The sequence below is a fragment of the Pseudomonas oplopanacis genome (assembly GCF_057128725.1).
In genome coordinates, this window is the sequence record NZ_JBSKHV010000028.1 from 1 (window position 1) to 11,509 (window position 11,509).

13 protein-coding genes are annotated in these 11,509 nt (G+C 59.8%); 5 read left to right on the plus strand and 8 right to left on the minus strand.

Annotated features, from left to right (window positions below):
- Positions 1–324: 324 nt before the first annotated feature.
- From ACWKV5_RS28995 to ACWKV5_RS29005, 3 genes are read right to left on the minus strand one after another with little or no spacing between them, the layout of a single operon-like run.
- Positions 325–942, minus strand: a complete 618-nt coding sequence (locus tag ACWKV5_RS28995; protein WP_483844055.1) for a DNA-3-methyladenine glycosylase family protein — start codon at positions 940–942, stop codon at positions 325–327.
- A 5-nt stretch (positions 943–947) separates the two neighbouring features.
- A complete protein-coding gene (locus tag ACWKV5_RS29000; RefSeq protein WP_483844056.1) occupies positions 948–1,751 on the minus strand; it encodes an isocitrate lyase/PEP mutase family protein in 804 nt (267 codons plus the stop codon).
- A 31-nt stretch (positions 1,752–1,782) separates the two neighbouring features.
- Positions 1,783–2,865: a bifunctional transcriptional activator/DNA repair enzyme AdaA gene (locus tag ACWKV5_RS29005; protein WP_483844057.1), complete on the minus strand. Its 1,083-nt coding sequence runs from the start codon at positions 2,863–2,865 to the stop codon at positions 1,783–1,785.
- 118 nt (positions 2,866–2,983) lie between these two features.
- Between ACWKV5_RS29005 and ACWKV5_RS29010 the strand changes: the two genes are divergently transcribed.
- Positions 2,984–3,403: a VOC family protein gene (locus ACWKV5_RS29010; protein WP_483844058.1), complete on the plus strand. Its 420-nt coding sequence runs from the start codon at positions 2,984–2,986 to the stop codon at positions 3,401–3,403.
- A gap of 48 nt (positions 3,404–3,451) precedes the next feature.
- Here ACWKV5_RS29010 and ACWKV5_RS29015 read toward each other — a convergent pair whose 3' ends face one another.
- On the minus strand, positions 3,452–4,018 hold the full coding sequence (locus ACWKV5_RS29015) for a TetR/AcrR family transcriptional regulator (protein ID WP_046032079.1): 567 nt from the start codon (positions 4,016–4,018) through the stop codon (positions 3,452–3,454).
- 96 nt (positions 4,019–4,114) lie between these two features.
- On the opposite strand from ACWKV5_RS29015, the gene ACWKV5_RS29020 reads away from it, so the two are divergent.
- Both ACWKV5_RS29020 and ACWKV5_RS29025 read left to right on the plus strand, forming a co-directional pair.
- Positions 4,115–4,759 (plus strand): glutathione S-transferase, encoded by a 645-nt coding sequence (locus tag ACWKV5_RS29020; RefSeq protein ID WP_483844059.1) that lies wholly within the window; start codon positions 4,115–4,117, stop codon positions 4,757–4,759.
- A gap of 532 nt (positions 4,760–5,291) precedes the next feature.
- The gene (locus ACWKV5_RS29025; RefSeq protein ID WP_046032081.1) at positions 5,292–5,684 is read left to right on the plus strand and encodes a DUF6124 family protein; all 393 of its coding nucleotides are present in this window, start codon (positions 5,292–5,294) and stop codon (positions 5,682–5,684) included.
- 46 nt (positions 5,685–5,730) lie between these two features.
- Here the strand turns inward: ACWKV5_RS29025 and ACWKV5_RS29030 are convergent, their stop codons facing one another.
- The 4 genes from ACWKV5_RS29030 to ACWKV5_RS29045 all read right to left on the minus strand — a co-directional run bounded on the left by ACWKV5_RS29030 (position 5,731) and on the right by ACWKV5_RS29045 (position 8,928).
- Positions 5,731–6,714 carry an alpha/beta hydrolase fold domain-containing protein gene (locus ACWKV5_RS29030; RefSeq protein ID WP_483844060.1) on the minus strand — a complete coding sequence of 328 codons (984 nt, stop codon included), beginning with the start codon at positions 6,712–6,714 and terminating at the stop codon, positions 5,731–5,733.
- On the minus strand, positions 6,711–7,151 hold the full coding sequence (gene tspO, locus ACWKV5_RS29035) for a tryptophan-rich sensory protein TspO (RefSeq protein WP_483844061.1): 441 nt from the start codon (positions 7,149–7,151) through the stop codon (positions 6,711–6,713). Before tspO ends, ACWKV5_RS29030 begins: the two co-directional genes overlap by 4 nt.
- A 169-nt stretch (positions 7,152–7,320) precedes the next feature.
- Complete coding sequence (locus ACWKV5_RS29040) at positions 7,321–7,941, minus strand: LysE family translocator (RefSeq protein WP_483844062.1); 621 nt, start codon at positions 7,939–7,941, stop codon at positions 7,321–7,323.
- 90 nt (positions 7,942–8,031) lie between these two features.
- A complete protein-coding gene (locus ACWKV5_RS29045) occupies positions 8,032–8,928 on the minus strand; it encodes a DMT family transporter (protein ID WP_483844063.1) in 897 nt (298 codons plus the stop codon).
- Between the two features lie 87 nt (positions 8,929–9,015).
- Between ACWKV5_RS29045 and ACWKV5_RS29050 the strand changes: the two genes are divergently transcribed.
- Positions 9,016–10,347, plus strand: a complete 1,332-nt coding sequence (locus ACWKV5_RS29050) for an aminotransferase-like domain-containing protein (RefSeq protein WP_483844064.1) — start codon at positions 9,016–9,018, stop codon at positions 10,345–10,347.
- A 63-nt stretch (positions 10,348–10,410) separates the two neighbouring features.
- Positions 10,411–11,463 carry a sterol desaturase family protein gene (locus tag ACWKV5_RS29055; RefSeq protein ID WP_483844065.1) on the plus strand — a complete coding sequence of 351 codons (1,053 nt, stop codon included), beginning with the start codon at positions 10,411–10,413 and terminating at the stop codon, positions 11,461–11,463.
- Positions 11,464–11,509: the final 46 nt, after the last annotated feature.

Here is an 11,509-nt window from a genome sequence, read left to right on the forward strand (position 1 = left end):
ATGTGGTTGGCTGTGGGGGATGAGCCTGGCAGGGCTTGATGGGTTGTTTTTGCTGGCCCCTTCGCGAGCAGGCTCGCTCCCACATTGGAATGTGGTTGGCTGTGGGGGATGAGCCTGGCAGGGCTTGATGGGTTGTTTTTGCTGGCCCCTTCGCGAGCAGGCTCGCTCCCACATTGGAATGTGGTTGGCTGTGGGGGATGAGCCTGGCAGGGCTTGATGGGTTGTTTTTGCTGGCCCCTTCGCGAGCAGGCTCGCACACCGGATCTTTGGTGTTCACAAATCCCCTGTGGGAGCGAGCCTGCTCGCGAAGAACGATAACGCGGTCTACCGGGTAGGCACCCGCCACAAATACCACGCCGCCACCGTCCGATACGGGCTCCACCCCAAACCGATCTCCACCATTTGCTTGCGCGTCGGCTGCACCTCCAATCCCTTCAGCCGTCGATAGCCCTCACGCACGCCAAAGTCATCGGCCGGCAAGATATCCGGCCGCTCAAGGCTGTAAATCAGCAACATCTCGACCGTCCAGCGCCCAACCCCGCGCAAGGTGATCAAGCGCTCGATCAATGCCTCATCGTCCATGGCCAACGCCGTCGCATAGTCAGGCACCACGCCATCCAGCGTCGCTTGGGCAATCCCCTGAATGGTCGCGATCTTGCCCGCCGAAAACCCGCAACTGCGCATCTGATCAAAACCGGTCGCCAGGATCTGCTCCGGCCGTGGAAACGCCACCGAGGGAAACAACGCCAGCAAGCGCCCGACAATCGCATCCCCGGCTTTGGCGTGCAGTTGCTGGTAGGCGATTGCCCGCACCAGCGACTCATACGGATCGCGAGCCGCATGCGGTTGGTGCAGGCACGGGCCGACGGCGGCAATGTGGCGCGCCCAGTCTGCGTCGAGGGACGCCAGAAATTCGGTTGCGGGCCCATAGGGATCAGGCATGGCGATCAAGCGTTCCCGGCTGTTTTCAGCAGGGCGTTCACTTCACCGTACGTCAAAGCCTTGAGGTGACTGCTGTCGAGTTTGCCGGTTTCCAGAAAACTCTTGGCCAGCCCGGCCATGGCGCCATACAGGAATTCGGCGATACCCGAGCCGGCGCTCAGCCGCCGCACGCCCAGTGCTTTCAGCGTTTCAGGCGAAGGCAGGCTCGCAAGCCCCAGCACGTTCACCGGCAGCGGGGTGCCTTGGCACAGCGCGGCGATTTCGTACTCCGCCGACACGCCCGCCGCGAACAATCCGTCGGCACCTGCCGCTTGATATAGAGCTGCACGCTTGAGTGTCTCGGCAACGCGATCCTCGGCCGGCACCAATCCCTTGAGGTACACATCGGTGCGCGCATTGATGAACAGCTTCACATTGCGCTGATCCGCGACCTTGCGCGCCACTTCGATCTTGCGCACCAGCAACTCGGGCGGGGACGCGCCGTCCTCGATATTGATCCCGACCGCACCGGCAGCAATCACTGCTTCGATCACTTGTGCGACCCGCGTCAGGTCATCGGAATAACCGGCCTCGACGTCCACGGTCAACGGCACGGAAATCACCCGGGCGATGGACTCGACGGTCGATACCAGGCGTTCAAGGGGCAGGGCGTTGCCGTCCGCATAGCCATGGGCCCAGGCCACCGCCGCGCTGCTGGTGGCGACGGCTTTGCAGCCCAGTTGCTTGACGATGCGCGCTCCGGTGGCGTCGGCGACGTTGGTGAGGATCAACAAGCCTTCGTGGTGCAATTGGTGAAATTGTTTGTCCATCGAATGTCCTTCCTTATGACGATTGAGGCAATCAGAACGCCAGTTGTTGGGTCATCTGCATCGCGGCGTTTTCCAGCCGCAGCAGAAACGCCTTGCGCGGTTGTCCTCCACCATAGCCGGTCAACGAGCCATCTGCACCGATCACCCGGTGGCACGGCACCACGATGGACAGTCGATTGTGTCCGTTGGCCAGACCCACTGCGCGACTGGCGCCGGGCTTGCCCAATAGTCTGGCGATGCTGCCGTAGGTGCTGGTCTGGCCGTACGGGATGTGTGCCAGTGCGGCCCAGACCTGCCGGGCGAATTCGCTGCCGGGTGTATGCAGCGCTACGGTGAACTCGGTGAGTTTGCCGGCGAAGTACTGCGCCAGTTCGGCTTCGATTTGTTGCAAGTGCACGTTGTGTCCCGGCGCGACCGCGTAGCCGTAACGGTTTTGCAGTTCTTCGACTTCACGGGTCAACGCTGGGCGGTCGAGAAACTCCAGCAGCACCAGCCCGCGACGCTCGGCCATGGCAATCATCGGCCCCAGTGGCGTGGTCAGGCGGGTGAAGAGCAGGGGTTCACTCTGTGCGGCGCGGCCCGGGGTGATGTGGAATGACTTCTGGAACGCGTCACGAAAACCGCTGAGGGATTCATAACCCGAGTCGAAGGCCGCGCTGTCGATGGAATCGCCCTGTTTGATCCCGCCCAGCGCCATGCCAAGACGTCGGGTGCGCAGCCAGGCGTGAAAGGTCATGCCGAAATGCTGCTTGAACCAGCGCCGCAACTTCAGCGGCTCGATGCCCTCGGCCAGCAACTGGGCGTCGGTCCAGCGTTGCTCGGGATCGGCGTCCACCGACTTCAGCAGCGTCTGCACCCAGTCGGGTGCGATGGCCGCAGCGTCCAGCGGCTTGCAGCGCAGACACGCGCGATAACCCGCCGCCATGCATTCATCGGCGTGCGCAAAGAACTCGACGTTCTCCGGTTTCGGCGAGCGCGCCGTACAGCCGGGGCGGCAGAAGATCCCGGTGGTTTTCACGGCCGTGAAGAACACGCCTTCGTAGGCAGTGTCGCGTTCGAGCATGGCGCGAACCATTTCGGCGTGGGGCGGCAGCAAAGCGGTTTGTATGTTCATGGGCTGAGCATAAAACCCTGTGGGCGGTGACTCCACCGGAAAATCGACAGTGAATTTTTGAGACCCTGGGCTACAGTGTTCGGGTTACCGGTCATGCAACCCTTCAGGAACTGATTTCATGCATCCGTTCACGATTCAACACATTGATCACATCGTGCTGCGCGTCCAGGACCTGGAGCGCAGCATCACGTTTTACGCCCAGGTATTCGGCGCCGAACTGGTCAAGCGCCGCGACGATCTGGGGCTGGTGCACCTGCGCGCCGGGACTTCCATGATCGACCTCGTCAGCCTGGACGGTGAGCTCGGGCGCAAGGGCGGGGCTGCCGCGGGTCAGGAGGGGCGTAACCTCGACCATGTCTGCCTGCGCATCGAACCTTTTGATGAAGTGGCGCTTGTCAGCCATTTGCAGTCTTTTGGTCTGGCACCGGAGAAAGCGGCTACGCGCTTTGGTGCGGAAGGTTATGGCTTGTCGCTGTATTGCTTCGACCCGGATGGTAATCAGGTTGAGCTCAAAGGGCCGTCCACTGATCAGGCTTAGGCATCCCCAAGCCGCTATCGTAAAAACTCGATTCGGGGCAAGCGAACTTCAAGGCATCAAACCGGCCACTCGATAGGATTCGATCATTTGGTCGTACACCGAAATGTCGTTGCGCCCTCGGGACACCAGTTGCGCACCTTGAATGGCGGCAAATATCGACAGTGCTTGCCGTTCAAGTGCTTCTGGCTGAACGTCTGGCTGTTTCAGCGCCAGTACCTTGGCCAACCATCGAACGTTCGTGTCCGTGAACCCGTCCACTTCGACGCGTACTTCGGCCGGGAGATCGTGGTGCTCGGCCGCCAGGATTCCGCACAGGCACATCCGGTTGTCGTTTTCCAGGGCGGCGCGGAAGGCGGCCGTGTAGTCCTTCATCATCGACTTCGGGTCTTGTGATTCCACCAGTAACTGATCCAGATACGCAGCGGTGTCTTCGGTGTAGCGTCGAGCCAGAGCAGCACCCAAATCACCCTTGGTTGGGAAGTGGTAGTGGATGCTGGCGCTTTTGATCCCCACTTCTTTCGCCAACTCGCGAAAACTCAATGCGTTGTAGCCGCGGGCCTGCACGACTCTACGGGCTGCTTGCAGGATGGTTTGCTTGGTATCGATTGTTGTCATGCTGTTTTTGCCTACCTATCGATAGATATCTGTTGACCTGAACGATCGCTGGCCGCATTGTCTACCTCCCGATAGATAGATGGCAATGGAGTTAACGTGAAGATCTACGATATCCCCGGTTTTCCTAGCCCGTTACGTATTCGAGTGGTCATCGCCGAGAAGGCATTGGCGTCCCAAATCGAATTCATCAAGATCGATTTGCCGGCAGCCGAACACAAACAAAGCGCTTTTTTAGCGATCAACCCCACCGGCACCGTGCCGGTTCTGGAACTGGATGACGGCACTTATCTGTCCGAATGCACGGCCATTACCGAGTATCTCGACAACCTTGATGGCAATCCCACGCTCACCGGCACAACGCCGAAAGAGAAGGGGATGATCCACATGATGCAGAAACGCGCCGACGACCAGCTCATCGATGCCATCGGCATCTATTTTCACCACGCGACCGACGGGCTCGGGCCTCAATTGAAAGCCTATAAAAGCCCCGAGTGGAGCGACCGGGTCGTATGGGGCGAGATGCACCGAGAGAAAGCTATCAACGGCATGAAGTATTTCGACCAGGTCTTGAGATCGCAGTCTTACGTGGCCGGCGATCAATTCTCGATGGCGGATATCACCGTTTGGGCAGGGTTGGTCTTCGCCGGTTTCGCTCAGATAGCGATTCCGGACGAATGCACTGCACTGATGGTATGGAACGCAAAAACAGCTGAGCGGCCAAGCGTGAAAAGCCCGGCCTGATCCTGTCTGACGTTTGTACTGCGCCCCGGCCGTCAATCGGTACGGGGCGTTCGCGTTTTCGTTCAGCGTATAAGCCGAGATCGGGCTATGCCGGGCTTTGTTGAACGAAGCGCTCAAGCAGCCACCTGCGCTAAAAAATGTCGGACGTTTCTTTGATTTTTAGCAAGCTTTCACGCGTTTAACGATGCGTGTTTAAAAACACTTGGTGTTACGTCCCGAAGGCTACAAGACCTTGCGCCGTTACCTACGATCAAGCCAGAATCCGCCGGCTTGTGCGGCTACGGGGTGGGCTATATCGTTTCCCTGTCACTGAAAAACAGTGATCGGGTTTGGTAGCCCGTTTAGAAGCCGCATGACAACACCTTATGTAGTCTCTTTTTGGGACTCTGTATTTATGGTGGTCATGCGTGGGGCTCCATTGTGAGCGCCGGGTTTCCAGCTTCTACCGGTCTACCAACCCACGTATGGCCGCCACCCCTTCGTTTGGTAGCGAGGGTGATGGCTCCTCAATATTAGAAGTTGGAGTTCATCTATGTTCAAAGTAACGCCTAACCCACCGGACACCGATTCACCCGATACCGATCCGCCAACCGCCGATTCAGTATCCCCGTACGAAACCCTCGACCCCAAAAAACTCCATGACGCCGCCGAACGCGCGCTCAATTTCTATCTCAATCCGGCGGCGCTCATGAACAACACCCCACGTAAACCCAGCACCATTTACATGATTGCCCCAGACGTCGACCATGAAACCTTGCTGGTTCAAACGTGCGAGAACATGGCGTCGGCCAGTGTCATGGCCAGCAACGTGGCGGCATCGCTAGAGGGGACTCATCGCAGTAACGTGCTGGCGTTGCAGCAGGTCATCATGCTGGGGGAGCTGGCGGTGAATCGAATGCTGGATAACTTCGTTCCACCCAAGTAGTCGTTGCATCACGTTGGCGGGGGAGCTTGTTTCCTCGCCAACACCGCTAGGCGCCTGCCAGCGCATTGATCCGAGCCGTTATCCACTCACGGCCATACGCAAGCACGCTATCTGCCAGAGTGGTCGGAAAATGAATAAACCCGTGAGGACATGACGCCAACACATGCACCTCAACCGGTGCCGACTTCATCCAGCGAGCGGCTAATTCGAGTGTGTCGTCCTTCAGGGGATCCAGCTCACCGGCAAACATCAGCGCTGGCGGGAAACCCGTAAAGTCGCCGTACAACGGTGACAAGGGTGGCTGCCGGCGTTGCTGGTCATTCAGGTCCGGCGTCAGCCGGCGCAACGCTTCAACCATGCCGGGGCCGTCCAACAGCAGCGTTTCAGGGGGAGCCGCACGCACGCTCGCTGTTCCCGTCAAATCGTAGACGCCGTAATACAACAGCGCACCGCTCACCCGTTGAAGCAAGTCGGGTGATAGCGCCAGCAACGTTGCCGCAGCAAGATGCGCCCCGGCCGATTCACCGACGACGATCACGGGCAGGCCGGCAAACTCTTCACAACTGTCATTCAGTAACCAGCGTGCAGCGCACAGGCAATCCTCCATCACGCCTTCAATCGGCGTCGATAACGCAAGCCGGTAATCGACGGAGACGACCGTGACGCTGCAGGTATTCACCATGGACACGTTGAAGTTGTCATCCATCTGCGCGTTGCCGATCACCCAACCGCCACCATGGAAATCCAGCGCAACGCCCTTTGCTTTACCTCTGGGCCGGATGATTCGAACGGGCACTGAAGCGCCGCCCACACTCACCACCTTTCTTTCAGCCTTGAGCCCATGCTTGAGCAATTTACCGGCACTGCCGATTTGACTGGCGCGCAGCAAGGCCTGGATCAATCGAGGCGTGATGCGATTGCGGATTCGAAAGCGTGGCAACCAGGCGAGCTTCTTGTTGAAATCGCGCACTTGCGCCAACGCCAGCTCGTCAGCAGGCCAAGGCGATTTGACTCCCTCGTCGGCATTCATCGGTTATTGCGCAAGATGAAAAAATTCAACGCAGCGGCGACGCAAAGCCACCCAAGGTAAGGCAGCAGAATCAAGCCAGTGATCACATCAAGCTGCAATGCCATCACCACCATCGCCGCGACCACCAACCAGAGCAGCGTCAGGATCAGCATGCCGGCGAAAATGCGCTGCGCGCCGAAGAACACCGGTGTCCACAGCGTGTTCAACGCAATCTGCGCCGCCCATAACGCCAACACCTCCTGGCTTCCAGGTATCAGGGTCAACCGGTACCCGGCCCAGGCGAGCAAAAGGTAGATCGTCGACCAGGCGACTGGAAACACCCAGTTGGGAGGGGTGAAGCCGGGTTTGACCAGAAATTCGTACCACTGGCCCGGTTTGAAAAAGAAGCCTGTGCTTGCGGCGGCACCGCAGGCTAGTAGAAAAACAAGAAAGGTCATCATCCATCCTTAGCTGAGGTCAGTTGTCTGGTTCTGCAAGCCAGATCGGCAGCATTAAAGAGATGACGCCCGGTGACGCGAAAAGTTTGGATGGAGGGATGACATTTCTCGAACGAAAAGGAGGGAAGGGGACGATGTCGTACTTAAAGAGCCATCGCCCCCGGTTTGATCACGTCCGCTTAGCCATCAACAACACCGAAGCCGCCGCCGACAACAACCCCGCACAGCAACGGTTAAAAATCCGCTTGCCACGCGGCTCGGCGAACCAGCGACGCATGTGCAATCCCATGTAGGCGTACGCACTGATGGCGATCCATTCCAGCATCAAAAACAGCGCACCCAGCAACGCGAATTGCGGCGTTACTGCGCGGGTCGGGTCGACAAACTGGGGCAGGAACGCGGTGAAGATCAAAATGGCCTTGGGATTGCCGGCCGCCACCAGAAACTCCTGCCGCGCCAAGGCCAGCACGCCGACGGGGGCTCGGGTGTCAGCACGCTCGGCGCCAGGGTCGGCGCGCCACAATTGCCAGGCGAGGTAAAACAGGTACGCCGCGCCGACAATCTTGATCCCGTAGAACAGCACTTCGGAGGTTTGCAGCACCACGGCCAACCCGGCGGAGGCGAGGGCGATCATGCCGGCGAACGCCAGCAACCGACCGATCCCGGCCACGCAGGAAGTGCGATAGCCGTAGCGTGTCGAGTTGCTGACCGACAGCAGGTTATTCGGGCCGGGCGCCATGTTCAGGGCAAAGCAGGCGGGCAGAAAAAGGGTGAGGGTGGCGAGGTCCATGGCGAGTCTCCGGAAACGAGAGCGCCATATTTATCATGGACGTTGTGCGGCTCGCCCCGTACAGCCATGAGCGCAAGCCGCAGTACACTTTCATTTGGCAAACTTTCTCGCGCCTGCCACGCAGAGGATCACCGCCACGGTGACCCCGAGCATGCCGAGGCTGACCTGTTCGTGCAGCAACGTCGCCGCCAGCGCCAGGCCGAAAAACGGCTGCAGCAGTTGAAGCTGTCCCACCGCCGCAATACCGCCCTGCGCCAAGCCGCGATACCAGAACACGAAACCGATCAGCATGCTGAACAGGGACACATACGCCAGGCTCAACCAGGCCGGCATCGTGATCCCGGAAAACGAAACGGGCAGCCGCCACACCGTCAGCGCGGCCATCAGCGGTAGTGACAACACCAGGGCCCAACAAATCACCTGCCAACCGCCCAGTGTTCTGGAAAGTTTGGCACCTTCGGCATACCCCAGGCCACACGCCAGAATCGCCAACAGCATCAGCAAATCGCCGACAGGCGACGCGGTAAGCCCCTGGGAAACGGCAAAGCCGATCACCAGCAAACTGCCCAGCACCGAGAAAAACCAGAACGCCGGTCGTGGACGCTCGCCACCCCGCAACACGCCAAACGCGGCCGTGGCGAGCGGCAGCAGACCGACAAAGACAATGGAATGCGCCGACGTCACGTATTGCAGCGCCAATGCCGTCAGCAACGGAAAGCCGACCACAACTCCCAACGACACGATGATCAAGGGCAGTAACTGGCTGCGTGCCGGGCGTTTTTCCTTGAACAGCCACAGCATGCACAGCGCCAGCACGCCGGCGATGGTGGCCCGGGCGACGGTCAGAAACACCGGGTCGAATTCGAGCACGGCCACGCGGGTGGCGGGCAGTGAGCCGCTGAAGATCAGCACGCCGATAAAGCCATTGATCAGCCCGCTGGCGTGCTTGTCCAACGTCGGTCTGTTGAGCGTTGAGGTCCTTTCCATGTGGCGTCTCCGTGTCAGGTTGCGTGAAAGGCATCCTATGAGCCAGGATTAAGAACAATCAAAAAATTGTCATGGATACATCCCACGATGCCGCGCTCCCGCTACAAGTCCCTGGTGGACACCCTGGCCGCCGATATTCACTCGGGGCGCTTGCTGCCCGGCACTCGCTTGCCCACGCATCGTCAGTTGGCCGCCAGCGAAGGCCTGGCGCTGGTCACGGCCAGCCGGGTGTATGCCGAGCTGGAAGCGATGGGACTGGTCAGCGGTGAAACCGGGCGCGGCACCTTTGTCCGGGAAACCTCTTTGCCGCCCAGCCACGGCATCGATCAGCCGGACGTTGCGCCGGGGGTGGTCGATCTCAACTTCAACTATCCCGCGCTGCCGGGGCAGGCCGACCTGTTGCGCAATGCCTTGCGCCAACTCGCGTTGTCCGGCGACCTGGAATCGCACCTGCGCTACCAGCCCCACTGTGGGCGGGCGCATGAGCGCGCCTCCATCGCCCGCCATTTGCGCAGCCGCGGCCTGACGGTCGAGGCCGACAACGTGTTGATTGTCAGCGGCGCTCAACATGGCCTGGCGGTGACGCTGATGGCGCTGCTGCGACCCGGTGACGTGATCGCGGCTGACGCGCTGACCTACTCGGGTTTCAAAGTGCTGGCCGCCACGCTGCACCTTGAAATCGTGCCCATTCCGGTCACGGAGCAGGGCCCGGATCTGCAGGCGCTGGAGGACCTGTGCCGCCGCCGGACGGTGCGCGCCGTCTACACCATGCCGACCCTGCATAACCCGATGGGCTGGGTGATGCCGGCCGATCAGCGCGAACGCCTGGTGTCGATTGCGCGCCAACACGACCTGCACATCATCGAGGACGGGGCTTATGCGTTTCTCGCCGAACACGCGCCGCCGCCCATCGCCGAGCTGGCCCCGGAGCGGACGATTTACGTGTCCGGTTTTTCCAAGAACGTCGCCACCGGCCTGCGCGTTGGTTTCATTGCGGCCCCTGCGCAAAACGTCGCCGAACTCGAACGCACGATCAGGGCGACCACCTGGAACACTCCGGGTGTCATGACGGCCATCGCTTGCGCCTGGCTCGAGGATGGCACTGTCACCCGGCTCGAAGCACAAAAGCGCGAAGACGCACAGGCGCGGCAAAAGCTGGCCGATGAGGCGCTAAGCGGACTTGCAGTCATCCGCCATCCGTCGTCGTACTTTCTGTGGCTACCTTTATCGGAAGACGCACGAGCAGACCAGATTGCCGTGGCGTTGATGCGCGAGCAGATCTCGGTGTCCACCGCCGAACCCTTCGCGATTTCGCTGCATGTTCCGCATGCCTTGCGGTTGGCGCTGGGCTCGGTGGACATGGACACGCTTCGACACGCGCTGTTGAAAGTGAAGTGGGTGGTGGAAGCGCATACGTAAACAGTGCCGCTCTCTGGTCGTCTGAACTACAATTTCCCTCACTTTTTTGGAGGCCAGACGGTCGTGGATGTCCTTTCGTTTGTCTATGACTGCCTGTCCCGATGGGTGATAACCCCGGTTACCCATCAGTTTCTTGGCATATTCGATTTGAATGGCCGCTTCGGCCTATTGTTTCTTGCGTCCTCCTACAGCGTTGCCTATGGGCTGTTCCGCTTCAGGAAATCTCATGGATTGACGCACGCACGGACCTTCTGGCAATTCATCGGCGGCCGTCAGGTTCATCTGCATCGGTCGGCGTTGCTCGATTACCGCTACTACTTCATCCGCGCCATTCTGAAAGTCATGCTGGTGCTGCCCATCGTTGCGCTGGTGGATCCCTACGTCCTGCGCTCCGCCGACTACGTGCGCTTTTTCACCAACCTATGGGGCGCGCGCATTCAAGTCGAGGAACACCTGGCGTTGTCGCTGTTCTATGGGCTCGGCGTGTTTATGGTCAAGGATTTCGCCAACTACTGGGGCCATCGGGCCTTTCATACGCGTTGGCTGTGGGACTTCCATAAAGTCCACCATTCGGCCCCGGTGCTGGTTCCGGCGACGGCAAGCCGGATTCATTTTGTGGAAAAAATTGTCGAGAAGCTGACGAATACGCTGTGCATCGGTGCCTTTGCCGGGGTCTTCTGGTACGCCTGTGGCGGCGAAATCAGCCGTTACACGCTGTTTGGCGTGACCTGGATGGTGTTGATCCTCAACGGTTTCGCGGCCAACCTGCGCCATACCCATGTCTGGCTGTCATTTGGCCCCGTGGTCGAGCATGTGCTGAACAGCCCGGCCCAGCACCAGATCCATCACAGCGATGCGCCAAGGCACATCAACAAGAACTTCGGTATCAACCTGTCACTCTGGGACTGGATGTTCGGCACGCTCTACGTCACCACCTCCAGACCCGAGACGCTGCGCTTTGGCACCGGGGACGCGGATCACTCGCGCTACCTCACGGTGTACAGCCTGGTCGTCACGCCCTTCGTGGACGTCGCCCGCAAAATCCGCCGGATAAAGCGCCCGCAGACGGTTGCGCCAACGGCCAGCGAAATGCCCAAAGGTCTTCCTCTTCGGTAACCATCCGTCAGCAATCAAAACCATGACCTACGCTTGTTCACAGACG

Coding starts and splice junctions, on each gene's coding strand:
- ACWKV5_RS28995 (WP_483844055.1), bottom strand. CDS start 942: ATGCCTGATCCCTATGGGCCCGCAACCGAATTTCTGGCGTCCCTCGAC.
- ACWKV5_RS29000 (WP_483844056.1), bottom strand. CDS start 1,751: ATGGACAAACAATTTCACCAATTGCACCACGAAGGCTTGTTGATCCTC.
- ACWKV5_RS29005 (WP_483844057.1), bottom strand. CDS start 2,865: ATGAACATACAAACCGCTTTGCTGCCGCCCCACGCCGAAATGGTTCGC.
- ACWKV5_RS29010 (WP_483844058.1), top strand. CDS start 2,984: ATGCATCCGTTCACGATTCAACACATTGATCACATCGTGCTGCGCGTC.
- ACWKV5_RS29015 (WP_046032079.1), bottom strand. CDS start 4,018: ATGACAACAATCGATACCAAGCAAACCATCCTGCAAGCAGCCCGTAGA.
- ACWKV5_RS29025 (WP_046032081.1), top strand. CDS start 5,292: ATGTTCAAAGTAACGCCTAACCCACCGGACACCGATTCACCCGATACC.
- ACWKV5_RS29030 (WP_483844060.1), bottom strand. CDS start 6,714: ATGAATGCCGACGAGGGAGTCAAATCGCCTTGGCCTGCTGACGAGCTG.
- tspO (WP_483844061.1), bottom strand. CDS start 7,151: ATGACCTTTCTTGTTTTTCTACTAGCCTGCGGTGCCGCCGCAAGCACA.
- ACWKV5_RS29040 (WP_483844062.1), bottom strand. CDS start 7,941: ATGGACCTCGCCACCCTCACCCTTTTTCTGCCCGCCTGCTTTGCCCTG.
- ACWKV5_RS29045 (WP_483844063.1), bottom strand. CDS start 8,928: ATGGAAAGGACCTCAACGCTCAACAGACCGACGTTGGACAAGCACGCC.
- ACWKV5_RS29050 (WP_483844064.1), top strand. CDS start 9,016: ATGCCGCGCTCCCGCTACAAGTCCCTGGTGGACACCCTGGCCGCCGAT.